The organism is Notoacmeibacter ruber, assembly GCF_003668555.1.
GTDB classification, from domain to species: Bacteria; Pseudomonadota; Alphaproteobacteria; order Rhizobiales; family Rhizobiaceae; genus Notoacmeibacter; species Notoacmeibacter ruber.
The window spans coordinates 1,876,944-1,903,207 of sequence record NZ_RCWN01000001.1 but is presented as its reverse complement, the minus strand read 5'-3'; the positions used below and the strand labels follow the sequence as shown (position 1 = coordinate 1,903,207).

Annotated in this window: 26 protein-coding genes; 12 read left to right on the top strand and 14 right to left on the bottom strand. The window is 59.7% G+C overall.

Annotation, left to right across the window (positions count from 1 at the left end):
* Positions 1-65: 65 nt before the first annotated feature.
* Positions 66-668, top strand: coding sequence for a TetR/AcrR family transcriptional regulator (locus D8780_RS09065; RefSeq protein ID WP_121645301.1), 603 nt, complete (start codon positions 66-68; stop codon positions 666-668).
* On the opposite strand, the gene pth is transcribed toward D8780_RS09065, so the two are convergent.
* Together pth and D8780_RS09055 are read right to left on the bottom strand one after the other, a co-directional pair.
* Complete coding sequence (gene pth / locus D8780_RS09060; RefSeq protein ID WP_121645300.1) at positions 669-1,430, bottom strand: aminoacyl-tRNA hydrolase; 762 nt, start codon at positions 1,428-1,430, stop codon at positions 669-671. It abuts the gene before it with no gap.
* A 104-nt stretch (positions 1,431-1,534) separates the two neighbouring features.
* The gene (locus D8780_RS09055) at positions 1,535-2,263 is read right to left on the bottom strand and encodes a 50S ribosomal protein L25/general stress protein Ctc (RefSeq protein ID WP_121645299.1); all 729 of its coding nucleotides are present in this window, start codon (positions 2,261-2,263) and stop codon (positions 1,535-1,537) included.
* Between the two features lie 272 nt (positions 2,264-2,535).
* Here D8780_RS09055 and D8780_RS09050 point away from each other — a divergent pair, with 272 nt between their 5' ends.
* Positions 2,536-2,958 carry a DUF7282 domain-containing protein gene (locus D8780_RS09050; protein WP_121645298.1) on the top strand — a complete coding sequence of 141 codons (423 nt, stop codon included), beginning with the start codon at positions 2,536-2,538 and terminating at the stop codon, positions 2,956-2,958.
* An 86-nt stretch (positions 2,959-3,044) separates the two neighbouring features.
* On the opposite strand, the gene D8780_RS09045 is transcribed toward D8780_RS09050, so the two are convergent.
* Positions 3,045-3,977, bottom strand: a complete 933-nt coding sequence (locus D8780_RS09045; protein ID WP_121645297.1) for a ribose-phosphate pyrophosphokinase — start codon at positions 3,975-3,977, stop codon at positions 3,045-3,047.
* Between the two features lie 90 nt (positions 3,978-4,067).
* Positions 4,068-4,811: a peptidoglycan editing factor PgeF gene (gene pgeF / locus D8780_RS09040; RefSeq protein ID WP_245412392.1), complete on the bottom strand. Its 744-nt coding sequence runs from the start codon at positions 4,809-4,811 to the stop codon at positions 4,068-4,070.
* 167 nt (positions 4,812-4,978) lie between these two features.
* Between pgeF and D8780_RS09035 the strand changes: the two genes are divergently transcribed.
* Positions 4,979-6,466 carry a protein adenylyltransferase SelO gene (locus D8780_RS09035; protein WP_121645295.1) on the top strand — a complete coding sequence of 496 codons (1,488 nt, stop codon included), beginning with the start codon at positions 4,979-4,981 and terminating at the stop codon, positions 6,464-6,466.
* Positions 6,467-6,536: 70 nt separating this feature from the next.
* Here D8780_RS09035 and D8780_RS09030 read toward each other — a convergent pair whose 3' ends face one another.
* The gene (locus tag D8780_RS09030) at positions 6,537-7,607 is read right to left on the bottom strand and encodes a class I SAM-dependent methyltransferase (protein WP_121645294.1); all 1,071 of its coding nucleotides are present in this window, start codon (positions 7,605-7,607) and stop codon (positions 6,537-6,539) included.
* The gene (gene lgt / locus D8780_RS09025) at positions 7,604-8,458 is read right to left on the bottom strand and encodes a prolipoprotein diacylglyceryl transferase (RefSeq protein WP_425373647.1); all 855 of its coding nucleotides are present in this window, start codon (positions 8,456-8,458) and stop codon (positions 7,604-7,606) included. Before lgt ends, D8780_RS09030 begins: the two co-directional genes overlap by 4 nt.
* Before the next feature lie 303 nt (positions 8,459-8,761).
* Between lgt and D8780_RS15920 the strand changes: the two genes are divergently transcribed.
* From D8780_RS15920 to D8780_RS09010, 3 genes are all read left to right on the top strand, one after another.
* Positions 8,762-9,019, top strand: a complete 258-nt coding sequence (locus D8780_RS15920) for an accessory factor UbiK family protein (RefSeq protein WP_245412391.1) — start codon at positions 8,762-8,764, stop codon at positions 9,017-9,019.
* A gap of 288 nt (positions 9,020-9,307) precedes the next feature.
* Positions 9,308-9,805 carry a type III secretion system chaperone family protein gene (locus D8780_RS09015; RefSeq protein ID WP_121645291.1) on the top strand — a complete coding sequence of 166 codons (498 nt, stop codon included), beginning with the start codon at positions 9,308-9,310 and terminating at the stop codon, positions 9,803-9,805.
* Between the two features lie 5 nt (positions 9,806-9,810).
* Entirely contained in the window at positions 9,811-10,167 is a 357-nt protein-coding gene (locus tag D8780_RS09010) for a tRNA-binding protein (RefSeq protein WP_121645290.1), read from the top strand.
* A gap of 10 nt (positions 10,168-10,177) precedes the next feature.
* On the opposite strand, the gene D8780_RS09005 is transcribed toward D8780_RS09010, so the two are convergent.
* From D8780_RS09005 to D8780_RS08995, 3 genes are read right to left on the bottom strand one after another with little or no spacing between them, the layout of a single operon-like run.
* The gene (locus D8780_RS09005; RefSeq protein WP_245412312.1) at positions 10,178-11,608 is read right to left on the bottom strand and encodes an ATP-binding protein; all 1,431 of its coding nucleotides are present in this window, start codon (positions 11,606-11,608) and stop codon (positions 10,178-10,180) included.
* Complete coding sequence (locus D8780_RS09000; RefSeq protein ID WP_121646478.1) at positions 11,605-12,303, bottom strand: response regulator; 699 nt, start codon at positions 12,301-12,303, stop codon at positions 11,605-11,607. Before D8780_RS09000 ends, D8780_RS09005 begins: the two co-directional genes overlap by 4 nt.
* 42 nt (positions 12,304-12,345) lie before the next feature.
* Positions 12,346-12,879, bottom strand: a complete 534-nt coding sequence (locus tag D8780_RS08995; RefSeq protein ID WP_121645289.1) for a MarR family winged helix-turn-helix transcriptional regulator — start codon at positions 12,877-12,879, stop codon at positions 12,346-12,348.
* Between the two features lie 147 nt (positions 12,880-13,026).
* Here D8780_RS08995 and D8780_RS08990 point away from each other — a divergent pair, with 147 nt between their 5' ends.
* Positions 13,027-13,671, top strand: coding sequence for an MBL fold metallo-hydrolase (locus D8780_RS08990; protein WP_121645288.1), 645 nt, complete (start codon positions 13,027-13,029; stop codon positions 13,669-13,671).
* 46 nt (positions 13,672-13,717) lie between these two features.
* Here the strand turns inward: D8780_RS08990 and D8780_RS08985 are convergent, their stop codons facing one another.
* From D8780_RS08985 to D8780_RS08975, 3 genes are all read right to left on the bottom strand, one after another.
* The gene (locus tag D8780_RS08985) at positions 13,718-14,215 is read right to left on the bottom strand and encodes a BA14K family protein (protein ID WP_121645287.1); all 498 of its coding nucleotides are present in this window, start codon (positions 14,213-14,215) and stop codon (positions 13,718-13,720) included.
* Between the two features lie 160 nt (positions 14,216-14,375).
* Positions 14,376-14,588: a cold-shock protein gene (locus tag D8780_RS08980; protein WP_121645286.1), complete on the bottom strand. Its 213-nt coding sequence runs from the start codon at positions 14,586-14,588 to the stop codon at positions 14,376-14,378.
* 238 nt (positions 14,589-14,826) lie between these two features.
* Positions 14,827-15,213, bottom strand: a complete 387-nt coding sequence (locus D8780_RS08975; protein ID WP_121645285.1) for an acyl-CoA thioesterase — start codon at positions 15,211-15,213, stop codon at positions 14,827-14,829.
* A 330-nt stretch (positions 15,214-15,543) separates the two neighbouring features.
* On the opposite strand from D8780_RS08975, the gene D8780_RS08970 reads away from it, so the two are divergent.
* Positions 15,544-16,005, top strand: coding sequence for a hypothetical protein (locus tag D8780_RS08970; protein WP_245412311.1), 462 nt, complete (start codon positions 15,544-15,546; stop codon positions 16,003-16,005).
* A gap of 193 nt (positions 16,006-16,198) precedes the next feature.
* Positions 16,199-16,879, top strand: a complete 681-nt coding sequence (locus tag D8780_RS08965) for an outer membrane protein (RefSeq protein ID WP_158598474.1) — start codon at positions 16,199-16,201, stop codon at positions 16,877-16,879.
* Between the two features lie 66 nt (positions 16,880-16,945).
* On the opposite strand, the gene D8780_RS08960 is transcribed toward D8780_RS08965, so the two are convergent.
* Positions 16,946-17,239, bottom strand: coding sequence for an acylphosphatase (locus D8780_RS08960; RefSeq protein ID WP_121645283.1), 294 nt, complete (start codon positions 17,237-17,239; stop codon positions 16,946-16,948).
* A 153-nt stretch (positions 17,240-17,392) separates the two neighbouring features.
* Here D8780_RS08960 and D8780_RS08955 point away from each other — a divergent pair, with 153 nt between their 5' ends.
* Positions 17,393-19,780 carry a hypothetical protein gene (locus D8780_RS08955; RefSeq protein ID WP_121645282.1) on the top strand — a complete coding sequence of 796 codons (2,388 nt, stop codon included), beginning with the start codon at positions 17,393-17,395 and terminating at the stop codon, positions 19,778-19,780.
* A gap of 89 nt (positions 19,781-19,869) precedes the next feature.
* The gene (gene uvrB, locus D8780_RS08950) at positions 19,870-22,944 is read left to right on the top strand and encodes an excinuclease ABC subunit UvrB (RefSeq protein ID WP_121645281.1); all 3,075 of its coding nucleotides are present in this window, start codon (positions 19,870-19,872) and stop codon (positions 22,942-22,944) included.
* Between the two features lie 261 nt (positions 22,945-23,205).
* Here uvrB and D8780_RS08945 read toward each other — a convergent pair whose 3' ends face one another.
* Entirely contained in the window at positions 23,206-23,526 is a 321-nt protein-coding gene (locus D8780_RS08945; protein ID WP_121645280.1) for a hypothetical protein, read from the bottom strand.
* A gap of 541 nt (positions 23,527-24,067) precedes the next feature.
* Here D8780_RS08945 and D8780_RS08940 point away from each other — a divergent pair.
* Positions 24,068-25,960, top strand: a complete 1,893-nt coding sequence (locus tag D8780_RS08940) for an ATP-binding protein (protein ID WP_147440302.1) — start codon at positions 24,068-24,070, stop codon at positions 25,958-25,960.
* Positions 25,961-26,264: the final 304 nt, after the last annotated feature.

Below are 26,264 nucleotides of genomic sequence, written 5' to 3'. Positions count from 1 at the left end.
ATTTATCGCCAGTTTAAAATGACCTGCAAGTCATTTTAAAGCGTGCCGGTGACGAAGGAATACGAATGCCGAAGGTCGTGGATCGGGATGCAATGAAGCTGCGCGTGCTGGATGCCGCCAAGGCGGTGCTGGTGCGTGAAGGCCTTGCCGAAGCGCGGATGGAACAGGTCGCGCGGCAGGCCGGTATCGCCAAGGGTACAATCTATCTCTACTTCGATAGCAAGGACGCTCTCGTCGCAGCGCTTCTGGAGAGAATGACGAAGGATATCGAGACGGCTCTGGCTCCGGTGGACCTGCCGGCGACGCTCGACGAATTTCTCGACGAGATCAACCGCCGCCTGACTGGGCGAGATGAAGATGGGCGAAGCGTCGTCAATTTCTTCCTGATTTTCGGCTCTGCGCTGACCTCCCCACCTGTCGCGGAGCGGCTCACGCGAACTTTCGATCAGTTTGGCTCACGGATTGCGGAGAGACTCCGGGCTCTTCAGGATCGCGGGCAAGTCCTCTCCGAATGCGACCCGGATCACGCCGGGCGCGCGCTGGCTGCGATGCTGGACGGGCTGGTTCTCCACCAAGCCCTTTTCCGCCGATCGGCAGCGGAGCGCGAAAAAATGGTCAGCGCGGCACTGGCCATCATCGGCAGGGGCCTCGCTGCCGATAGGCGTTGATTACTTCCCCAACAGCTTCTTCAACATGTCGGCCATGGGGCCGGTGGTGGGCGTGGCAATTGCCGGGCCGTTCTTCCGGGCCTGATGGATGTGGCTCTTGCCCTTTGGCACCGGCTTTTTGCCGGGTGCCGTCCCGGTCGGCTTTTGCTTGCCGGACTGTCCAGTCGCCGGTTTTTCGTTTGCTGCAGGGGCTTTGCCCTGCATCTCCAGGGCGACCTTGTTCATGAACTCGCTATCCTTGCCGTCCGCCAACATGGGCATGGCGTCGGCAATGGTATCCAGCAGCGGATCAAGCCACTCACCATCCGCTTTCGCAAAGTCACCGAGGACGTGGCGTGTCACCAGTTCCTTCACGCCAGGATGACCAATGCCGATCCGCACACGCCGATAGTCTTTGCCACAATGGGCGTCGATGGAGCGGATTCCGTTATGGCCGCCGGCGCCGCCACCCGTCTTTACACGCACCTTGCCGGGGGCGAGATCCAGTTCATCGTAGAGAACGATGAGGTCCGCGGTGGTCAGCTTGTAGAAGCGAAGCGCTTCGCCGACGGCGCGGCCGCTTTCATTCATGAAGGTCTGGGGTTTCAGGATCAGCGCCTTGTCGCCGCCAAGCCTTCCTTCGGCCAGTTCGCCCTGAAACTTCTTCGCAAACGGTCCGAAATTGTGCCGCCGGGCGATCTCGTCGGCCGCCATGAAGCCGATATTATGCCGGTTGGCTGCGTATTTCGCGCCAGGATTGCCGAGACCAACGATCAGCAGCATGGTCTTTACCTCATCTGTTTCCTGCACCGACTTGGCAAAGGCCGAGGCAAAAGAAAAGGGGCGGATCGCTCCGCCCCTTGTTTGTCTCGGGAATGGCTTTCGCCTTATTCCTCGTCGGGACGGTCCGTACCGGCTTCCTCGGTCGCGGACTCTTCGCCTTCGACGGTCTCGGCATTCTGCTCGATGACCTCGGTCTCGGTGACTTCCTCTTCTTCGCTCTGCGAAGCAAGAGAGTCGGCCGCCGCGATCGTTGCGATGGTGAAGTCGCGATCGGTGACGGAGGGCTCGACGCCCTTCGGCAGCTTCACGCCGGAGATGTGGAGCGAAGCGCCCATCTCGGCACCGGCGAGGTCGACCTCGATGTAGTCCGGAATGGCCGTTGCGGCGCAGACCACTTCCACTTCGTGGCGGACGACGTTCAGCACGCCCGGTACGATTGTCTCGCCGTCTTCATCCACGGTCTCTGTGGGATGCAGGCCAGGCGACTGCTCTTCATTGATGAAGTGCACCGGCACGGCAACCGTCACCTGAGTGTTCTTGCCGACGCGAAGGAAGTCGACATGCATGGTGAAGTCCTTCACCACATCGACCTGAAAGTCCTTCGGCAGCACCTGGATCTTCTCGCCATCGACATTGATCGTCGCGATCGTCGTCAGGAAGCCCGGCGATGTCGCCTTGAGGTGAACTTCCTTGTAGGGCAGGGTGATCGACAGGGGATCTTTCTTGTCACCATAGATGACGGCCGGGATCTTGTGTTCGCGGCGCAGTGCACGGGCGGACCCCTTACCGACCCGTTCGCGACGCTCGGCCTTGAGCTCGTAGCTCTCGCTCATAGCGTATTCCTTTCAAAATTATGGAGTGACGCGCCGGGCTTTCCCGAAACGCCAGAGAGCGCCCGACAGCGTTTGCCATCGTCCGCCTCGACCACGTTGCCTCCAAGGGTGTCTGCGTGGATGGGAGGCCATTATCGCATGAGGGCGATAAGGGCAAGCGTCATGAAAATACCGCTAAATCGCCACGGAACGGAATGATCGGGCGCTGCGTTAACTGGCTGAACGATCATCGCGCAGAAGTTGTGCGATCTCGTAAATTTGGGAGAACTATTATGAAAAAGCTTATTCTTTCCGCTGCTGCAGTCATGGCTCTCGGTGTTTCGGGCGCCTATGCGCAGGAAGCATCGGATCAGCCGGCCGACATGGCGACCACGATCGGCGTCGACAACGCCAAGGTCGAAGATGGTAAGATCACCGGCATCAGTGTCGATGTCGATCGTGCCGGCTATCTGGTTGTTCATGACGATGCTGCCGGCGCACCGCCTGCCAGCCTCGGCCATATCGCTGTTCAGCCTGGCAGCACGGAAAACATTTCCATCGAGCTGACCGGTACGCCGGGACCGGGTCTGTCGCTGATGCTTCACGACGAGACCAACGACAACACCACCTACGATTTCGGTCCGGGTTCGACGGATGTCGATACGCCGGCGACCGTGAACGGTGAGCCGGTCGTGAAAGCCGTGGAAGGCATGTAATCATATCTGACGGCTCTTGCCGCAGACTGAGAAGGGCGCCGAAAGGCGCCCTTTTTTTGTGTCGTCGAATGTTGCGTTCTGAACGCCTAGTCGAAGAGCGACGAGACCGATTCTTCCAACGCCGTCCGATTGATCGCTTCGCCGATCAGGGCGGATATCGAGAGGACACGGATCTTCTCGGCCGCCTTCACCGCCTCGCTCGGCTCGATGGAATCGGTTATCACCAGTTCCTTGAGCTTGGAATTCTCGATCCGCTCCACCGCCTTGCCGGACAGCACACCATGGGTTATGTAGGCGGTTACCGACTTTGCGCCTCGTTCCATGATCGTCGCGGCCGCGTTGCACAGTGTGCCGCCGGAATCGATGATGTCATCGATCAGAATGCAGTCTTTGCCTTCGACCTCACCGATCACGTTCATCACTTCGGATTCACCGGGACGATCGCGACGCTTGTCAACGATGGCAAGCATCGCATCGATCCGCTTGGCCAGCGCTCTGGCGCGGACCACGCCGCCGACATCCGGCGAGACCACCATGGTGTTGGAGAGGTCGTATTTCGCCTTCACATCGCGCGTTATGACCGGCACGGCGTAGAGATTGTCCGTCGGGATATCGAAAAAACCCTGGATCTGTCCGGCGTGGAGATCCAGGGTCAAAACGCGGTCAGCGCCGGCTTCGGTGATGAGGTTCGCCACCAGTTTCGCCGAAATGGGCGTGCGGGCAGCCGGTTTGCGGTCCTGCCGGGCATAGCCGAAATAGGGAATGACAGCCGTGATGCGACGCGCCGAAGAGCGGCGGAACGCATCGATCATGATGAGAAGCTCCATCAGATGATCGTTGGCCGGGAAAGATGTGGACTGCAGGACGAAAACGTCCTCGCCGCGTACATTCTCGTTGATCTCGACGAAAATTTCCTGGTCGGCGAAACGGCGGACCGTTCCCTTGCCGAGAGGAATGTCGAGATATTCCGCGACCAGCTTGGCCAGATGGGAATTGCCGTTGCCCGTGAAAAGCTTCATCGAAAAAGTTCCGCCCGATGTTCTGAGGCTGCCATAAGGGGCGCTCACGCCCTTTGCAACCCGCGATAGCCAGCGGATGTGTGGAGAAGATTAACGGGCGAGCATGATGACGCTGATCTGACGGCCGTAATCGCGCTCCTTGCGGTGCGTCGTGCGCCGGTAGGAGAAAAACCGCTTTTCATCCTCATAGGTGCAGAGGCCAAGGCTTCGCGCCTTGATGCCGAGCGTCGTCAGCCTGTGAACGATGTAGCCGCCGAGATCGAAATAGGCATGCCCTACCTTAGAGGAGGGACGGAACCATTGATGGTTGGAGTCGGAAGCCATCACGAAGCGCTCGACGAATTCCGGCCCGACCTCATAGGCCGTCTGGCTGATCGACGGGCCAAGCACCGCGACGATATCCTGCTTGTTGGCCCCAAGCGCCTCCATGGCATGAACCGTATTCTCCAGAACGCCGCTAAATGCGCCGCGCCAGCCGGCATGAGCGGCACCGATCACCCCGGCCTCGCCATCGGCAAAAAGGACGGGGCCACAATCGGCCGTCAAAATGCCGATTGGAAGACCGCTGGTGGCCGTGACCAGCGCATCGCATTTCGGCCGTTCATCGCCCAACGGCTCGGTAAGGGTGACGACATCCGGAGAATGAACCTGAAAGGTTGTCGAGATGGAGGTTGCGCTGCCGAGCATTTCGGCCGCGCGCCGGCGGTTTTCCGCGACCGCCGCCGGATCGTCATCGCTGCCTGCTCCGACGTTGAGCGACGCATAGATGCCGTCCGACACACCTCCCCGTCGTGTGAAGAAACCGTGCCGTATGCCGTGCAGCGCATCCAGCATCTCGTGGCGGATGGCAGGCGCCTCGTCGCGACGATCCGGATCTTCCGTTGAATTGCTCATGTCTCTATGGGCCTCCGGCGGTTTCGGTATGGGCTTGCCGACCTACATAGAAGATCAACATCGCCCAAACGAGGCGCACACCAAAAAATCCCGAATTGGGTGAAATCATGTCTGCCACCGCCCCGCATTTCGACAATAGCTATCAACAATTGCCAGAGCGCTTCTACGCCAGCGTCGCGCCCGCTATTCCAGAGGCGCCGGTGCTGCTCGCACTGAACGAGCCATTGGCCGGGGCCCTCGGTCTCGATCTCCAATGGCTGCGCGGCGAGGAGGGTCTAGCGATGCTGTCGGGGCGAGAGCTGCCGGACGGGGCAGCCTCGATCGCGATGGCCTATGCGGGCCATCAGTTTGGCGGCTGGGCGCCGCAACTGGGCGATGGCCGCGCGATCCTGATCGGAGAGATCATCGGCAATGACGGCGTCCGCCGTGATCTCCAACTCAAAGGGGCCGGCCGGACGCCGTTCAGCCGGGGCGGGGATGGCCTCGCCTGGCTTGGTCCGGTGCTGCGCGAATATGTCGTCTCCGAAGCGATGGCCGCCCTCGGCGTTCCGACGACCCGCGCTTTGGCGGCGGTCTCGACCGGCGGGCAGGTGATCCGCGAAACGATTTTGCCCGGCGCGGTTCTGACCCGCGTGGCGACCTCTCACATCCGCGTCGGCACATTCCAGTACTTCACGGCCCGCCGCGATCTGGACGGACTGAAGGCGCTGGCCGATCACGTGATCGCCCGGCACTATCCGCAGGCGGTCGAGGCGGATGAACCCTATCTCGCTCTTCTCGAAGCGGTCATCCAAGCGCAGGTGGCGCTGATCAGTCACTGGCAGTCGATCGGTTTCATCCACGGCGTGATGAACACCGACAATATGACGCTCTCGGGCGAGACGATCGATTACGGCCCTTGCGCTTTCATGGATGACTATCATCCGGCGACCGTCTTCTCGTCGATCGATCAGGGCGGGCGCTACGCCTATGCGAACCAGCCGGTCATCGGACAGTGGAACCTGGCGGTCCTCGCTTCAGCGCTTCTGCCGCTTTTCGGCGAGGATGAGGAGAAGGCGGTCGCCGATGCCCAGGCGTTGATCGACAGCGTGCCGGGACGCTTCGATGCGGCCATCCTTTCGCACTTTCGCCGGAAGATCGGCCTGACAGACGACTTTACCGAAGGCGACGACGCGTTAATTGCGGATCTGCTGTCGCGCATGGCTGCCAATATGGTCGATTTCACCAATTTTTTCCGGGCGCTTGGCCGCCTGCCGGATGAAGGCGGAGAACAGACGGATGCTCCGACGCGTGATCTGTTCGTCGACCCGACCGCCTTCGATCAGTGGGCGGAAGGCTGGCGGCGTCGCCTTGCCCGGCAGACAATCCCGCAAGGCGATCGTCAGGCGAAGATGGACAGTGTCAATCCGGCCTTCATACCGCGCAATCACCGGATCGAGGAGATGATCGCGGCCGCTCTCGAGGGCGATCTCAAACCCGTGCAAGATCTTATGGCGGTCCTGTCGAAGCCATTCGATGACCAACCGGATCATGCGAACTATGCCAGCCCGCCATCGGAACAGGAGCGGGTGACGGCAACCTTCTGCGGTACGTGAAGTCCTTCGGAAACCGATTCAGGTTTTGCCGATCAAGCGGTTGATGCGGAATCGAATTCGCCTCCGGGCGTCATGCCCCGCCGGCGCCTGTTATCTCGATCACCTTGAAAAGATCGCCCATTTCGTTCGGTCCGTCGCCGGCCAGGCGCTGAATGGCGGAACGGATAACGTTCTGGACTGCTTCGTCCTTGCCAGCTCCAAGCCCACCGGCCCGCTCGAGTAATCCTCTTTTCAAGAGCCAGCTCCCCTGTGTTTCAAGTTTGACGGTGAGGCCGTGGCGTTCCGCGACTGCGGCGAGCACGGCAAAATCGACATGCGATGTCAGATCGGCTCGGCCGGGCTCTGCCAGAGGGTCGGTGAAAGCATGATGAGACACCGCCTGGAACGTGTCGCCCAGCCCTGGTGTCAGGTAGCCGTAATCGAAGAAGAGAGCTGCGCCGCCCTGGTTGGCCATCCGATAGGCGATTTCGTCCATCAGCGCCGCGCGCTGCGGTGAAAGTTCGGCGATGGTGCCCTCCGGCGCTTCCCGGGAACCGGGCGGCAGGAGAGTCTCATCGGCGCTTCCGGCGCCGATGCCGAATGCAAGTTCTCCTTGCGTATCCACCAGAACCATGCGTTCGCGCCAGCCGTCAGCGGCTTTCACGAACTGTTGAAAGGGCAGCGCATCGAACAGTTCGTTGCCGACGATCAGAAGAGGTTTTGTTTCTTCGATATCGCGAAGCGTCATGACGTGGCGTGGGCGCAATGGCGCATTCAGCAATCGTCCGGCCTGCAGCGCCTGCAATCGAGGACTGGCCTCGATCAGCACTGCGTCGGCAGCCTCCGCCATCGCGGGCGACAGAGCCGTGATAGTCCTTGCCATGTCGGCAAAGAGCGTCCCGCGTCCCGGTCCGATCTCGGCGAGGGTGAAGCTGGCAGGCGAACCAAGCATCTGCCAGTGCCCGACGAGAGCCGCACCGATGAGCTCGCCAAAGATCTGGCTGATTTCCGGTGCGGTCGTGAAGTCGCCGTCAGTGCCGAACGGCTCGGCTGTGGTGTAGTAGCCTTCGGCGGGATCGAACAGGCAGAACGCCATATAATCGGAAATTCGCATGGGGCCTTCGGCGGCAATCTGTGCGCGGATGCGCGCCTTCAAGCTCATGCAGGCACCGGCCGGGCTTCGGGCCGCTTCGCCGTCACCATCGCCCAGGTCCCGGCGATGACCATCGGCAGCGACAGGACCATTCCCATAGTCAGCCAGCCGCCGAGCAGATAGCCGAGCTGGGCGTCGGGCACGCGAACGAATTCCACCAGAATGCGACAGATGCCGTAGCCGGCCACGAACGCGCCGCCGACGAACTTCGGCCGCTTGAGCATGAGGCGGCTATGGGTGAGCCAGCGCAGGATCAGAAAGAGAACGATTCCTTCCAGCGCGGCCTCGTAAAGCTGGCTGGGATGGCGGGGCAGGCCCTCGGGATCGGTCGGAAAGATCATGGCCCAGGGCAGGTTGGTCGGTGCGCCCCAGAGTTCGGCATTGATGAAGTTCGCGATACGTCCGAAGAAAAGGCCGATCGGCACGGCTGCCGCGACCGTATCCAGCATCGACCAGGTGGGTATGCCGTGCCTGCGGCTATAGAGGATCATGGCCAGAATCGTGCCGAGCGCACCACCATGGAAGCTCATGCCGCCCGACCAGATCTGCAGAATGGCCGCCGGGTCACTCAGATAGCGCATCGGTTCGTAGAAGAGGACGTAGCCGAGGCGCCCGCCAAGAACGACACCGACCACAGCCCAGAGCAGAAAATCGTCGACCTGGGCGATCGTCATCGGTCCGCGGCCATGCGGCCACAACCGCTCGGTCCGCACCAGCCTTTTGACATAGACCCATCCCAGCAAAAGACTGGCAATATAGGCGAGCCCATACCAGCGGACGGACAATGGTCCGAGGGAGAAAATGATCGGATCGATGTCCGGATAAGGGATCAGGGCGAGGGGGCGCAGGGCGTCCAGCACGAAAGCATTTCCTTCGATTGGCGGGGCGATAATGGCGCGGACCATGCGCGGCGCATCCCTTTCCGGTCAAGATGTGTCTTGCAACGCATGCTGCTGGCGTTAAATCTGCGCCAACAGAGATTGGAGCTTGCTATGCAGAATGACGACCGCAACCCCTTCCGTGAGGATGACTTCGCGTCTCGCAATCCGGGCGCGGGCGATGCGTTCCGCGAAGATGGCTACGGCAATGACCCCTATGGCACCGACCCGTTTGGACGGCCGCGGGGCGAGCGCCGGAGTGCCGGACCGGGCGCCGGTCGCTTTCTGGATGAGATCGCCCGGCTGGTCACTGATGCGGCTGGCGTGGCGCAAGGCGCGCGGCGCGAGGTGGAAACCGCTGTCCGGTCTCAGGCCGAACGCCTGACGGGGTCGCTGGATCTGGTCAGTCGGGAAGAGTTCGAGGCCATGCGCGACGTGGCCTTGCGGGCGCGTGCAGACGCCAAGGCGCTCGAGAATCGCGTGGCTGCTCTGGAAGCCCGTCTCGGCGCGGATGCGGACAAGGGGGCTGCCGCCAGCGAGTGAGGCTGCGGACCATCATGTCGCTGTTTCACAAAAAGTTTTCAACAATGGCGTTCGTTCAAAAAAGCTAAACGACGGAGTCACTTATGGGCGGTCTCTGAATCATTTGATTCAACTGCCTCCGACTTTGTTCACTGTTGAGATTGTCTCGGGGCTTTCCCGGGGAGTCCGGATCAATAGACTGAATCTACAAGATGATTCGAGCCGAGGCCAATTGGCCGAGGTTGGACCGGACAGCAATTGCTCCATGCGCGGCGGCATGGGCAGCAGCAGGAACGAGGAACAGCTTTGATGGCGCTCCACTCCATTTTCGATGCGCGTGACGTTCACCCCGTGGACGTGATCGAGTCGGTCGCCAACGATAATCGCTGGAGCTTCGAGCGCACGGCGGATGACGAGATTGCGATCTCAGTTGCCGGCCAGTGGGCCGACTATCACATCAGCTATTCCTGGCTGGACGAGCACGAGGCTCTCCATCTGGCCTGCGCCTTCGACATGACCGTGACCCGTCCGCGGCAGAGTGAAATCACGCGCTTGCTTTCCATTATCAACGAGCAGCTTCTGTTCGGCCATTTCGACCTATGGGAGAGCGAAGGCGCGATCATGTTCCGTCACTCGCTGATTCTGCCGGGCGGGCTGGAGCCGACGACGCTCCAGGTGGAGCGTCTTCTGGCCGCGTCGCTGGAAAGCTGCGAAGCCTATTTTCAGGCCTTCCACTTCGTCGTCGAAGGTGCGCGCGCCGAAGACGCCATGGCCGCCGCAATCTTTGAAACGTTCGGTACGGCCTGACTGCCATGGCAGATCGCGACGCGCCGGCAGAGATCGATTTTTCGACATTCCTTCAAGTCGATATCCGGGTGGGCCGGATCGTCGCGGCTGAGCCGTTTCCAGAAGCACGGAAGCCCGCCATCAAGCTGAGGATCGATTTCGGCGATCCGATCGGCGAGAAGAAAAGCAGCGCGCAGATCACAAAATATTATGCGCCGGAGCAGTTGGTCGGCCGTCAGGTGATGGCGGTGGTCAATTTTCCGCCGCGCCAGATCGGCCCATTCATGAGCGAAGTTCTGACGCTGGGCGTGCCTGATCCCGAGGGTGAGGTGGTCCTGCTTGCTCCCGACATCGATGTTCCTGTCGGTGGTCGTCTTTTCTAAGGTCTGTCAGCTAGAGCGGGAGCCGGACGGTCACGGCCAGGCCGCCCATCTCCGATTTCTCCAGTTTGATATCGCCACCATGCGAGCGCGCAATGTCTCGCGCAATGGATAGCCCCAGTCCCGTTCCCGACTGATCGAGGTTGCGGGCGTCGTCGAGGCGCGTGAAGGGGCGGAAGATGACGTCGTAGTGCTCTTCCGCCACGCCAGGACCGTTGTCCTCGATGCGGATCGTGATCGTCCTTTCGAGGCGGAAGGCGGAGAGCCTGATGTGGTCGCCGTGGCGCATGGCGTTAGCCACGATGTTGTGCAGCATCCGGCCGAAGGCGATGGGCCGGACAGTGAATTGCGGGTCACCTTCGATGTGACAGACCGCATCGCATCCCTTCAGCTCTGCTTCTTCGGCCATGGTCTCAAAGAAGGCGGCCAGATCGAAAGGCGCCACTGCTTCTTCATTGTCGCCTCTCGCAAAGTCCAGATAGGCTTCCAGCATGGTCTGCATGTCGGCCACATCGCGTTCCAGCGCCTCGGTGTCGGTTTCCTCTGCTGCCAGTGCCAGTTGCAGCTTGAAGCGGGTGAGGATGGTGCGAAGATCGTGGCTGACGCCGGCTAGCATGGCCGTCCGCTGCTCGATCTGTCGTTCGATCCGTTCGCGCATCTGAATGAAGGCGAGGCTGGCGCGCCTGACCTCCTCGGCGCCTCGCGGGCGGAATTCGGTCGGCATGGGCTGGCCCTTGCCGAAACTTTCCGCCGCGGCCGCGAGATGCTGGATCGGCCGGATCTGCTGACGTAGAAAGATGACGGCGACGGCGATCAGCACAACGGACGCGCCAACCATCCAGAAGATGAAGATCTCGCTATTGTTGGCATAGGCCTGGTTTCGGTTGGTCACGATGCGCAGCACGGCATCGTCGAGCGCGATGCGAATTTCGACGAAACGCGATTGGCCGACCGTATCGATCCAGAAAGGCCGCCCGATATTATCCTCGATCCGCTCCGAGAGAACGCTGTCGAGGAGCGAGAAAAAGGGCTGGCTCGTCGCGCTCGGCAAGGGGGTCGGCGGCAGCAATTCGACCTGTAGATCGAAACGCTGGCGCGCGATCTGCGTGATGCGCTCCATATCAAGGGAGCGGCCGTCTGCCTCGATCAGATCGATGACGGCAGCAATTTCCTGCGAGACGCGATCGGACAACATCTCCGTCACACGGTTCCAGTGTCGCTCCATGAAGACGAGTGCGACCACCGATTGAAGGAGCAACATCGGCGCAATGACGATGATGAGGGAACGCGCATAGAGCCGCTTGGGCAGGCGATGGAAGATCGGCCGCCAGAAGCTGCGCCAGCCGTCGCGGATGGCGATCAGAACCATCCAGAACGGTGAGGGGGCGTCCCGGTCTTCCTGCTCGTCTCTTCGAGCACTGCCGCTTTGCGGGTCGACGCTCATTCGATGGTGGGGTTCAGCCGGTACCCAATGCCCCGGACGGTCTGCAACCAGAGCGGATTGGCCGAATCGACTTCAAGCTTGCGGCGGAGGCGATTGATCTGCACGTCGATCGTTCGCTCGCCAATTTCGACACCCTCCGCGACCAGTTCATGGCGGGGGACCGTCTCACCCAGGCGGGCGGTAAAAATACCCATCATGTCCTGTTCGCGATCGGTAAGATGAACCGCTTCGCCGCCGCGTTTGAGCTCGCGTGTGGCCGTGACCCAGGTAAAAGGCCCGAAGGCGATGACGGCCGGTTCGTCCTCGCGGGGCGGTGCGACCCGCCGCAGGATCGATTCGATCCGCAGAAGCAGTTCGCGCGGATCGAACGGTTTCGACAGGTAGTCGTCGACACCCGCTTCCAGGCCGCCGATCCGGCTGTCGGTTTCCGCCTTGGCGGTGAGCATGAGGATCGGAACGTTCATCGTATCGCGAAGAGATTTCGTCAGCGACACGCCGTCCTCGCCGGGCATCATCCAGTCCAGAATCAGCAGATCGAAGGTCAGGCCCTTGAGCGCACGCCGGGCGGTGGCCGCATCCTCCGCCACCGTGACCCTGAAGCCGCGCCGGACCAGAAACGTCTGGAGCAATTCGCGGATACGGCTGTCGTCGTCCACGATCAGAAGATGAAGCTTCTCATCGTCGGGATGCGGCATGCCTGCAGGCGAAACGGGCTCTTCCAGTGCCTCGGCCATTGCTCACACTCCTTCTTGTTGGCGCTTGCGATGATGCGTGAGCGCCGACATCGCCTCACGGGCATCTTTATCGATCATGCTGCGTAAAAAGGCGACAATAGCGTCGTAGTTTTCATCGCCTGCGCGCTGCAGGGCGTCTTCCAACAACTGCCATTGCGGCGCCGACAATGCGTCGGCAAGGGCTTCGCCTTCCTCTGTCAGATAGAGTTCGCGCTGGCGACGGTCGCGGACATTGGTCTTCTGCTTGACGTGACCCGCATCGATCAACTGCTTCAGGACGCGCGCCAGGGATTGTTTGGTGATGCCCAATATCTCCAGAAGGTCGGCGACCGTCAGGCCGGGCCACCGGGCCACGAAGTGCAGAACCCTATGGTGGGCGCGACCGAAGCCGTATTGCGCCAGTATGGCATCCGGACCGGCGGTGAAATCGCGATAGGCGAAGAAAAATAGCTCCTGCATTCTGGCGAAGTCGCGATTGCTGCCACTAAAGGCGGCGTCGGACGGGCCGTGCTCGGCAGGGGAAGAGGCGTCACCCATGCGGTAATCGGTCTCAAAGTAAAACAAGTCAACTATGCTGACATATCATAGGCAAGCCTTCGCCGGCAGACAAGAAGCGGCCGTTCATGCCTGTTCATGAGTTGGGAGGGTCGATATGGTCCGCCGCGAGGTCCATGGGAGAATTTTATGGGTCAACTTGCCTGCCAAATCGTTCCGGTCACGCCGTTTCAGCAGAACTGTACGGTTCTGTTCGACCAGGACAGTCTCGTCGGTGTCGTCATCGATCCGGGTGGCGAAGTCCCGCGCCTTGTCGAAATGATCGAGGAAAAGGGATTGAAGATCGAGGCAATATGGCTGACGCATGGGCACATCGATCATGCGGCCGGCGCCATTGATCTGAAAGAAAAGCTCGGCGGGGTCCCGATCATTGGTCCTCATCGGGACGATCAGCCGCTTCTGGACAATCTTCAGCAGCAGGCCGCCATGTTCGGATCAGGCGATCCCGTTCGCAATTGCACGCCCGACCGGTGGCTGGATGAAGGCGAAAGCGTCTCCTTCGGAGATCACAGTTTCTCGGTCTATCACACGCCGGGCCACGCGCCGGGGCATGTCATCTTCTATAATGCCGAGCACAAATTCGCTCAGCTCGGGGATACGCTCTTTCGTGGTTCGATCGGGAGGACCGACCTTTGGGGTGGCGACATGGCGACCCTGCTGCAGTCCATTCAGAACAAGATTCTGCCGCTCGGCGACGACATCACCTTTGTCTGCGGTCACGGGCCTGGCGGCACTCTGGGCGAAGAACGGCAAACCAACCCGTATCTTCGCTAGAGAGCGTAAAAAAGAGCGCCGGTTTGTCCGGCGCTCTTGTCTGTGCTTACGGGCGGCAAAAATAGGTCCGGCCATCATAGCCCCGCCAGAACCCCGTCGACGGGTTGAACGAGCGGTAACGCTCGGAGCACCAGCGGCGCCATTCCGGGGTCCATGGCTCCAGCCCGCCCGTCTCGCGGTAGGTCGGGGCGGGTACGGTGCGATAGACCGGCCGGTTATCGCGCGTCGCGCTTGAAATGATTGCCGCTGTTGCCAGACCGGCAATCGCACCGGCAATGAACTTTTCCGCATCGTCGTCGTCACGTCTGGCGCGTCGTCTCTCCTCGCGCCGACGCTCCGCCCGTTCGCGTGCACGGCGTTCTTCACGTTCCGCCTCACGCCTGGCTTCGCGGCGGTGGTGCCGCCGCTCCCAGTCGCGGTCCGCATCGTAACGCTCGTAGTAATCGCGATAGCCGTAACGCGGTCCGGCCTCGGCGGCGACGGGCAGAGCCGCGCCGGCGATCAAGGTTGCGCAGAGGGCGGTGTGGAGCAAACGACGAAACATGCGAAAATCTCCGGTAAAGAGGGCAGACACCGTTGTCTGCGAACTGTCTGGAGATTGCGCCGCGCTCGCTGAACCGTAGCTGAATGAACCGTTCAGTCTTCCATGGAAAAAGGCCGCCCCAAAGGGACGGCCTTTTACGTCGTTCAATCGGGAAATTGCGTCAGAGCACCGTGAGGTCGACGGCCTTCGGGCCCTTGCCACGGCGATCCGGCTCCGTTTCGAAGCTGACCTTCTGACCTTCGGACAGCGTGTCGAGGCCGGAAGCCTGGACGGCAGAGATGTGGACAAACACATCCTTGCTCTCGCCGTCTGGCGTAATGAAGCCGAAACCCTTTTCGGCGTTGAAGAATTTGACGGTGCCGGTCTGGCTCATGCGAAGTCGTCCTTCCCCCTCTGCGGCTCATCGATCAGACCATGGCGGGGGAGATCATGGCGTGACGGGAGTGGAAACGGCTGTCAGGCGCCGTGTTGCCGAGGAAAGCCGGAGAAAGACCTCGCATCGCGATGGTTCTTCACCCGGACCATCGCCCAGACATGAGGATTATTGCCCGAACATGGCTGGCCGGCAAGTAAAACTTCCATGACATTCAACGGCGTCGAGAGGACGAGTGTCAGTTTTGGACCGGTACCGGAGTAGGGCGCCCTTCGCTGTCGAGCGCGACCATTATGAATTCGGCGCGCGTCACGCGCAGACTTTCATGGGTCAGATAGCGCTGCGCCCAGGCTTCCACCGCCAGCGTCATCGAGGTTCGTCCGACGCCGATGACTTCCGTATAGACCGCGACCGTGTCGCCCACCTTGACCGGCCTTTCAAAAGCCATTTCGCGGACAGCCTTGGTGACGACGCGTCCACCGGCGCGCTCTGCGGCATGGATTCCCGCGGCAAGGTCCATCTGGGCCATCACCCAGCCGCCAAAGATATCGCCGGCCGCGTTTGCGTCCGCCGGCATGGCCGGCACACGCACCGTGCTCTTTTGGGATGGCTTGTCGTCGTCCATGACTTCTCCAGCGGTTTCGGTGGCCTTTGGCTTCTCTTTCCCGGCAACAGATGCCAGTCAACATTATCGTTCGTAACAGGATGAATGATGAAACGGAATTGGTCGCGAGCCGTTGGCCGGGCTAACGCGAGCGAAGGCGGCTTCGGCTGCGGAGGAAGATCGGACGAAAACCTCATGTGGCAGTGGTTCTCAGAGTTTAGCGGTGCCCTCAGCGCCATCATCAGCGCTTGCATGCTCGTGGTCTGGATTACGTATCTTCAGCTTCTCCTGATTCAGTTTCGGGCAGGGCGCCGATCTTCCATCCTCATTACCCGCGCAGCGGGCAAAGGCATGAGAAGCCGATGCCTGGTCACCAATATGAGCAGCCAGCCGCTTTACGTCACAAGCCTGATCGCGACCCTTCATTTCGGCGACAGGCAGGTTGAATTGGCGCTGACGGATCTGCGCGACCTGCCCGAAGACCTCGGAAACGACCCGCGCTCGAAGATGGGACAGGGCAGTCTCAACACCGGGCAATATCTGGATATCGGCCATTTCGACGAAATCGTCACGGTGATGCTCGAAGGCTCCGACGATGTCTCCGCTACGGTGGAGGACGTCACGCAGCTCGATCTCATGGTTGTCGCCCTCTATGCGCCGGAAAGCCTCCCTGTCGGAGCGTTCAGACGATTCCAGTTCGACCGGGATATCCCGCGCGGCCCGAAGGTAACGCCGCTCAATGTCCGGACGGAACAGATCCGTTCGAAACGCCGTCGCCGCGAGCTGCTCGAAAAGGTCCGTCATCATACCTGAGTGGTGTCCTCTAAGCGGTCGAATATCGGCTTCCTGCGATCGTTAGCCCGCACTTCTGTGTGGTTTCGATCACATGCTTTTCGAAAGGCGCGGCGGGGGCGCGGGGGTGAGACGATTTTCGTGGTCCGGATCGCGTCCTTCCCTTAGGAAATATTACAGGGGCGTGTTTCAACAGAACCGGATGTTCGAAGTGATGAAAAAGTTTCTTCTTCTCTGCAGCACGGCGCTCGCCATCGGTGCCTACGCTCAGGTCGCAACGGCCGCTGACGTTGTTGTCTACGAACCCGTCCAGGAGACGGTGGACTATGTACCGACACGTAACTTCTATGCTTCGATCTTCGGCGGCGTGGCGATCCCGCATGATCTGGAGTTTGACGTGGCCGGCACTGAAGTCGATCTTGATCTCCACACAGGCTTCGTTGTCGGTGGAACGGTTGGGTATCGCTACGAGCGCATCCGGGGTGAACTCGAGGTCAGCTATCAGCGTTTCGGCGGCGATGAATTTTCATTCGGCGGCATCGAAACCGATCTCGATGGTGATGCCTATGCAGTCTATATTCTTGGCAATCTCTGGGCCGACATTTTCGCCTATCGCGGAATCGGCTTTTACGCCGGCGGTGGTGTCGGTGCAGCCTATGTCGACCTCGATTTCGACGCAGTTGGTCTCGGCACCGTAGACGCCGATGAATGGGTTGTCGCCGGCCAGCTTGGAGCGGGCGTGACGTACGACTTCAACGAGCGGGTCTCACTGGATCTCGGCTATCGGTTCAAGGCGACTGGCGACTTTGAAGCCGTCGACGATGCTGGCACCACCGCTGATGATGGCAATCTCTACACGCACAACATTCAGATGGGGCTCGCCGTCAAGTTCTGAACGAGCAGCCAGTTTTCGAGATAGGACGGCCGGGCATCCGCCTGGCCGTTCCTGTTTTGGGCGGAACTATTTGTGAATGGAAAAGCCGGACGGCGGGGCATCCGCCTGATCTGCCGTTTCTGTCCGAAGCTCATCCACCGAGGCCGCCACTGGCCCATCCTGAAGCCGCTCACCGAAACGTTTCAAGGTCTCGGTGTCTCCGCAGGCAAGAGCCGTGACCGAGCCATCCGGATTGTTGCGAACCCATCCGGTCACGCCGAGTTCATGTGCCTGATCCTGGGTCCATGCGCGAAATCCGACCCCCTGCACGCGGCCCGTCACATGGATCTTGCGGCAGGTGGCGTTCGCTTTGTCGGTCATGACAGCTCGTCTTCCTGCTCGTGTTGGTCTGCATCCTGATCTAGGGGACGCCTTCGGACCCGCCAGTCGTTTTTGTCAGGAGACAAAGCGCGAACGCCTTTTCATCCTGCATCGTCTTCCCCATAGTCACCTATATGTTCTGCGGGTGGGGTGATGATGGCCGGCAACGAGTTCAATCACTTTTCCGGTGCCGATGGCGCTCCGACCGAAGCCGAACGCCGTCTCTGTAACGCCGTCTTTTCTGGCGAATCGGCTGATTGTTCGGACCTCTCGGAAGATGACCGGATCGTCTCGGCTGCGCTGCTGGAGGCGCTGGCGCTCGAGACCTTCCACCACTCCGATTGGTCGGACGGTCAGGTCGGCCCCGAAGGGATTGGCGCGAACGGACTGATCTTTCGAGATCAACCCGATCTGGAATGGGCTGAAATACGGTTCGGCCTCCGGTTCGCTGGATCGCATTTCAAAGCGGGTCTCCGACTACCCGACGCGCATATCCGAGGCGCTCTTCGGTTCGACGAATGCGAAATCGACGGCACGCTAGACGTCAGCGACGCGACGATCGACGGCCAATTCGCTGCGAACAACGCCACGTTCCGCAATGCGGGGGGAACGGCGGTCAAGGCGCAGAGCTGCACGGCGAAGGGCTGGTTCATGCTCGAGGCCGAGGTGGATGGGTTGTTCGACATCAACAGCGCGACGATCGACGGCCAGTTTGTTGCCAACAGTGCCAAGTTCCGCAATGCCAGCGAGACGGCAGTGAATGCACAGGGCTGCACGGCGAAGAGTTGGTTCATGGATGGCGCGGAGGTTGATGGGTTGTTCGACATCAACAGTGCGACGCTTGACGGTCCGTTCGTCGCGAACAACGTCAAGTTCCGCAATGCGGGCAAAAAGGCAATCTACGCACAGGGCTGCGCGGCGAAGGGTTGGTGCACGGATGGCGCGGAGGTTGATGGGTTGTTCGACATCAACAGCGCGACGCTCGGCGGTCAGTTCGCCGCGAACAACGCCAAGTTTCGCAATGCCGGCGAGATGGCAGTGAATGCACAAGGCTGCGCGGCGATCGGCTGGTTCATGAATGGCGCGGAGGTCCACGGGCTGTTCGACATCAACAGTGCGACGCTCGACAGTCAGTTCAGTGCGAACAATGCTAAGTTTTGCAATACCGGCGCAGTGGCGATCAGCGCACAAGACTGCGGGGCGAAGGGTTGGTTCGTGGATGGCGCGGAGGTCGATGGGCTGTTTGACATGAACAGCGCGACGATCAACGTTCAGTTCAACGCGAACAATGCCAAGTTTCGCAATGCGGGCGGAATGGCCGTTCAGGCCGCGACAAGTCGGGCGGGACAGTGGAACCTTGCAGATGCTGTCATCGATGGTTGGTTTTGCGGTCATTCCATGAGCGCGGATCACTTCAATGCGTTTTTGTGCGTGTTCACGTGCTCCGCTCTCGCGTCTGACGACACGACATCGGACGTTACCGAAAGACTTGTAGCACTCGACCTGCGTTCGGCGCGGATCGACGGGCAACTGGTACTCCCCGGTCGGACACCGCGCGGTATCGTTGATCTATCGCGGGCGCGTTGCGATACGCTGGTCGACACCCAAAGCGGCTGGGCGCCGCCCCTTCGAGCGGGTGGTCAGATTTGTGCGGAACGCGAATGCCTCGCGACCGAGAGTGGAGCGATCGACTGCCAGCATTTCATTCTTGATGGATTCACATGCCGGCACTTTGAATATCCCGACGGTGTACATGAGACGCCGGTCGCTGTGGGTTCCGGCCGTTTCCAACGATTGCGGAACCGCTTTCGCCGCGCGCCGGCGGGCGAAGACGCGATCGCCGCCGCCCGGATCGACTGGCTGGCCGGCCAGCCTGCGGCGAATCTCACCTTGAACTTCGATCCGCAGCCCTGGCGAATGACGGCCAGTGTGCTGCGTGAAATGGGCTATGACCGGGCGGCGAACAAGGTGACGATCGAGCGGCGTCTGCGGGCGCGCCGGGCGCACGGTACGCCGCTCGGCCATCGGTTCGTCGGCTGGTTTCTTCACCTCGTTTCCGACTATGGCTACCGGCCCGGCAAGACGCTGCTCTGGTCGCTCGCGGTGATCGCATTCGCCGGTAGTCTCTTCTGGGGCGGTGAGCAGCTTTGCGCGAACGGTGCTTGCGGCGGCACGTCGGCTGCCGACGGTGCGGGACTGTTCCAGCCAGTGCGGGTCGGCGACACGCTCCGCTCGGAGGCTGGCGGCACGGCGGCGGATTATCCGCCTTTCCGGCCCTTCCTCCACGCTTTCGACACTTTCGTTCCCATCCTCGACTTCAACGTCGAAAGCTTCTGGCGCGCTGACACGGATCGCTTCCTACCGGTTACGCTTCCAGAAAGCATTCCCGGCATCGGTGCCGATGAGCGTGATCGCAGCTTCAATCTAGCCATTGGCTGGCTGGCATTGATCCGCTCTATGGCGCTTCGTCTGCTCGGTGCGATTCTGACAGCCATAACCATTGTCGGGTTTACTGGCGTGCTGCAGCACGAGGAACGCTGAGCGGCGCTCCCCCACCCGCCACTCGTTTTTGTCAGGAGACAAAGCGCGAACGCCTTTTCAAGCGCCGCCGCTTTCACCATATTGACGCGATGGCCAGACGATCCTCTTCACCCAAGACTGAAAAGCCCGAAACCGGTTTCGGCGAGGCGCCGCAATCCGATTTCGAAGGTGCGCCCTACAAGGGCGGCTCGATCACCGATTGGGCGAAGGATCTCGCGCGCGAAGCGGAAGAGGCCGAAGCCAAGGCCGCGCGTAAGGAAGCCAATCGCAAGCGCGCCTCCGAGGCCGGGAAACACCGCAAGCGCGTTCAGGAGGCCGAGGCCGAGGATGTGCTCGCCGAAAAGAAGAAGCGCGCCGCCGAAGCCAAGAAGAAGCGTGACGCCAAGAAGAATTCCGGCGAGGTCGGTAACAAGCGCACCGGTGCGGGCATCCTGATCGGTGGCACCAACGACCCGAAGGAACGCGCAGCCGCGGGCCTCAACCCCGTCGCCGGTCTCGACGTCAGCCTGGAAGAAGCGTCCAAGCTCCAATCGACCGGCGCGGTGACGGCGACCGTCGAAGCGCTCTCCAACCTGATCGAGCATGGCAGGCCGGAGATGAAGGACGGCACCTGGATGCCGCACCGCCCGGCGCGGCCCGCCAAGTCCGAAGGCGGCATCAAGCTGGACATGGTGACGTCATTTGAGCCCTCGGGCGATCAGCCCACCGCCATTGCCGATCTCGTAGCGGCGGCCAATCAGAACGAGCGCACGCAGGTGCTGCTCGGCGTCACCGGCTCGGGCAAGACCTACACCATGGCCAAGGTGATCGAGGAGACGCAGCGGCCCGCCGTCATTCTCGCGCCCAACAAGACGCTCGCCGCGCAGCTCTATGGCGAGTTCAAGAAGTTCTTCCCGAACAATGCGGTGGAGTACTTCGTCTCCTATTACGACTATTATCAGCCCGAGGCCTATGTGCCTCGGACGGACACCTACATTGAGAAGGATTCGTCGATCAACGAGCAGATCGACCGGATGCGCCACAGCGCCACGCGCTCGCTTCTGGAGAAGGACGACGTCATCATCGTCGCGTCGGTCTCCTGCATCTACGGTATCGGGTCGGTCGAGACCTATACCGCGATGACGTTCCAGATCGCCGTCGGCGACCGCATCGACCAGCGCCAGCTTCTCGCCGACCTGGTCGCGCAGCAATATAAGCGCCAGGACGTCAATTTCGTGCGCGGCTCGTTCCGTGTGCGGGGCGATACGATCGAGATCTTCCCCGCCCACCTGGAAGACCAGGCCTGGCGCATCAGCCTGTTCGGCGACGAGGTCGAGCAGATCACCGAATTCGACCCGCTGACCGGCAAGAAGACCGGCGAACTTTCCAGCGTCAAGATCTACGCCAACAGCCACTACGTCACGCCGAAGCCGACGCTCAACCAGGCGATGGAGAGCATCAAGGCCGAGCTGAAATGGCGGCTGGAAGAGCTGGAGAAGGCCGGGCGCCTTCTCGAAGCGCAGCGACTGGAACAGCGCACCCGCTTCGACCTGGAGATGATGGCCGCCACCGGCGCGTGCCCCGGCATCGAGAACTATTCGCGCTATCTGACGGGTAGGAAACCCGGCGAGCCGCCGCCCACGCTCTTCGAATACATTCCCGACAATGCGCTGCTCTTCATCGATGAGAGCCACGTCACCATTCCGCAGATCGGCGCCATGTATCGCGGCGACTTCCGCCGCAAGGCGACGCTGGCCGAATATGGCTTCCGCCTGCCGTCCTGCATGGACAACCGGCCGCTGCGCTTCGAGGAATGGGACGCGATGCGCCCCGCCACCGTCGCCGTCAGCGCCACCCCGGCCGACTGGGAGATGAACGCCGCCGGCGGCGTCTTCGCCGAGCAGGTGATCCGCCCGACCGGCCTGATCGATCCGCCCGTCGAGGTGCGGCCCGCCAGCAGCCAGGTGGACGACGTGCTGGGCGAAATCCGCGCCACCGCCGAGGCCGGTTACCGCACGCTCTGCACCGTTCTGACCAAGCGCATGGCGGAAGACCTCACCGAATATCTGCATGAGCAGGGCATCCGCGTCCGCTACATGCACAGCGACATCGACACGGTGGAGCGCATCGAGATCATCCGCGATCTGCGGCTCGGCGCGTTCGACGTGCTTGTCGGCATCAACCTGCTGCGCGAGGGTCTCGACATTCCAGAATGCGGCTTCGTCGCCATTCTGGACGCCGACAAGGAGGGCTTCCTGCGCTCCGAAACCTCGCTGATCCAGACCATCGGCCGCGCCGCGCGCAATGTGGACGGCCGGGTCATCCTCTATGCCGACAAGGTCACCGGCTCCATGCAGCGCGCCATGGACGAGACGGCGCGCCGCCGCGAAAAGCAGCAGGCGTGGAACGAGGAGCAGGGCATCACGCCGGAGAGCGTGAAGAGCCAGATTTCCGACATTCTGGAGAGCGTCTACGAAAGCGACCATGTCCGCGCCGACATTACCGGCGCGAAGGGTAGGAAGGGCGCGGCCAGGGACGAAGGCGCGCTGGTCGGCAACAATCTGCGCGCCCATCTCGAAGCGCTGGAAAAGCAGATGCGCGATGCCGCCGCCGATCTCGATTTCGAGACCGCCGCGCGCCTGCGCGACGAGGTGCGCCGCCTCCAGCAGACCGAGCTGGAAGTGCTTGCCGATCCGATGGAGCGCGACTCCGGCATCGAAAACACTCAGGACTCGCGGAAGAGAAAGGCCCAGGGCAAGCCACCGAAAGGGAAACGTTCAAAGGATGACACGGCACTCTCTCCCTCAGGGGGAGAGATGTCGGAGGAGCCGACAGAGAGGGGGCAACCCTCGGCGCCAGAACCCCTCTCTGCCCCTGACGGGCCATCTCTCCCCGAGGGGGAGAGAGCGGCGGGCAGCTACTTCCGCAAGCCGGGTCTCGACGAGATGACCGTCGGTCGCACCGAGAAGATCAAGGGGAAGGGGGGCGCGCTGCCCGAGAAGCCGGTCCATACCAGCCGCGTCATCCACCCCGCGCCGGAAAAGGTGCCGGGCCTGTCAGCCGCGGACATTGCCGATGAGGTCAAGCCGGTGCGCCGCGCCAAGATCGGGCTTGGCTCCTATGAAGACGAGGGCGACGCCAAGCGCAAGAAGCGCCCGACGAAGAGCGGCAAGCCGGGAAAGTAGGCCTCCCTTCCCACACGGTCGTCATCCTCGGGCTCTGACCCGAGGATCCATGCACGGCACCATCGAACGTCATCACGGCGAAGCAGGAACCGCCCATCTCCCACGACGGGGAAGGGTGTATGCCGCGCCACTCTCGCCCCTTGGGGAGAGATGTCGGCGCAGCCGACAGAGAGGGGGGTGGGGGCGTCAGAACCCCTCTCTACTCCTGACGGGGCACCTCTCCCCGAGGGGGAGAGAGTGGCCACCTATCGTATAGCACCCCTAATTCCGGCCCAGCATCAAGGTCTCGTCGAAGCGCTCATCCTTGCGCAGCGGGTGCGGCGGTCGGGCCGTCCCGCCATCCTCCTGCCAGCGCAGATCGGCAAGCGTCGTCTCCATCATCCGCTCCCACTCGGCTTCGCGCGCGTCACGCTCCATCGCGTCGTGGCGTTCCATGCGCCAGGCCGCGCGGCGGTGATGCAACACCAGCGCGATTAGGCCGAGCGCAAAGGCCAGCGGCAGAATCAGCATCAGCGATTTGATCGCGTCCGGCGCGGACTGGAATGTGTCGAGCAGATCGGCACGGAAATTATAGTCGTTCATCGGCAACTCCCCGTTTGAAGGAAATCGGTCACCCGAGGATGGACCTCTGGTGACCGGGGAGTTCGTAAGCCGCACGAAGACGACCGCTACGGCCTTTAAGCCGGAGCTCTGGACATACGCCGCAGCCTCCCCGGCCATATCGACGCGAGGAGGTATCGTTACCGGTCGATACCGACCGCTCTATGAGGGGTTACGACGCCCCAGGCCGGAATATTTTCCGGCCCGCGATGGTTGGGGAAAGGAGCCAATAGGGAAAGGGTGGCTCGACCGGTTCGCTACTCTTTCAGCGCTTCCCTGCCAATCACGGAAAGGATCGGGCCGGCGCAGCGAACGCGGCCAAAACAATGCCCCACTTGGGTAAAGTTGGAACTTTACTAAAATGCCGTGCTCTCGGTCTAACACGTTATCAAAATTTTATGGCAAAGCTACTCAGCGATGTTACAGTCGTCCCCGATGAGAGCTTCTAACGAATCGAAGCTTTTGCAAAAGCTTCGATTTCTGAAGAGAGATACAACGCCTGAATGATCAATAAGGAAATCGAATGTCAGATTTTCCGACCGGTTCTAAATCTATTTATCGCACCAAGATTTTGAGTGCATCTAAAATCGTTGATATGATAAGTAGCTTGAAGCACAGAGCAGAAAAATCTGACGATTTTTCTGCTTTCTTTCCCAGCTACGTTCCTGTTTTAGATATAAGTCTACTTAATAATAAAAATACACAAGTTATATACGGCAGAAACGGCACAGGAAAGACTCATATATTAAAGTGTTTCGAGGAAGTTTCTCGTCAGAGAGTGCCTTATTATAAATGTATACCTATTTACTTCGATATGAGAGAGTTGGATATAAGTAGAATTGCCCCGGTATTGACGGATATTGATGTTGTCGAAATATTTTTTTCCAATTTTTTAAATGTGTGCGCCGAGAGAGCTATAGAGTTAGCAAGTAATTATGAAACTCCACCAGTGCTCGATGAAGAATGGGTATCATGGTATAAGTCAGTTCGCACCCAGTCGCGGATCAAGGCCGCATCCAAGCGGCTCAGGCGGGCGTTTCGCAACGAAAATATGCGGGAGCGAATAGAGGGTTATAAGAAAACTGTCAAAAGAAAGTCGGATGCTAGGGCAGATGCTGGCGCTTCTTCGCACATATCGTCGAAAAAATTCGATATAGACTTTGCGATTTCTGGAAATGCTTCTATTTCGAATGAAGAATTTACAGAGTATGTAATCGAGGCAAGTCATTTTATCGATATTTCTGAAATTAGATTGGCGTTCAATGAACTTGCAGAGTCGTTTGGTGTTGAACAAATTGTCTTTTTGATTGATGAATGGTCTCAGATAGATAGAAATATTCAGCCTATATTTGCCGAAATGATAAGGCGAACGATTGGTACTTCAAATCGGATTTCCTGTAAAATCGGTGCCTTGAAATATTTGACTTCTTTCACGTCGGTTTCCTCTGGTCGAAGAATTGGGCTTCAGCCGGGGATAGATATTACAGAATTAACTGATTTGAATCATATATTTACATTTGATTTAGATAAGGAGTCAGTTAAATCATTTCTGCTACTTATACTTCTAAAGCATTTTTTAGAGGCAATTGGCAGAGAAATATACGAGATGGATTTTAATGACCCCACGAAATTTATCGCGGCCCAAATCAATGCTATATTTGACAAGCTCTTTTCAGAGGTTTTTGAATCTGAGAAAGCTTTTGATTTCTTTGTCAGAACGTCCGAAGGTAACCCAAGAGATTTTTTGGCGATGATTGCAGAATGCTGTGCAACCCACGGCACCGCACAATTGCCAATTAGTATGAAAGCAGTTCAAGCGTCGGCGATAAACTATTTTGCAAACACAAAAGTATCAAATTTCGATGGATCTTCTCAAAATTCTTTAGAGCTTTTCGAGCTTCTCTTTCAGCACTGCCTACACGAGAAAACCAAGATATTTTCTGTTTCTACAGACGTTGATCGGCAAAGTTTACTTTTACAAGATCTTTGGGCTCAACGGTTGATACATTTGATTGATAACAACTATCAGTACTATAATGACGTCATCGGAAAGCTTGAATCCTACGTGATATATGCAATTGATTACGGTAAGATACTCAGTTTACGCGCTTCCGAGGATGGTCAAAAAGTACTTCAGAAGATGGTAGACGGTACCGGTGAGATTATCGATGGGCTTTACGATGGGGCTACCCATCGATCCATTATGGAGTCCATTGAAAATGGAGACCCTCAACTCGCTGCTATAACCAAGATTATGAGTGCAGCTCCAAATGCGTCGGATGTCACTGATCAAGCTGATATTTTGACCGCTGAGTCGCTACATGAGAAGGTTATTTCCATTAATGCTGATGGAATAATTAAGGCTACGAATATAGCGCTGAGCAGTTCGCCATCTCTTTCTATTGCTGACTCGTAAAGCTTAGCTTAGACGAAAACTAGCAAATTTATTCTGATTGATCAGCCGGTCCTATCCACGCCCTTCCAACCTCCCTTATCCTGGCCCGCACTGCCTTCCTTGAGGTGCGGAGCACGGATCGCGAACCGGAGATTTCGATGGGGCCTGCCCTCCGCTTCGGCTCCGGGCGTTCGGCGCTCGTAAAGCTCTGCTTTCCGTCCGTTGAAGCGGACCGCTTCTCACCGTAGCGCGCCGGTGACGAATCCGTGGTCATCGGTGGTGGGTGCCGGGGCTCGCTTCCGCTTCGCCCGTTCGTCATTCCGAA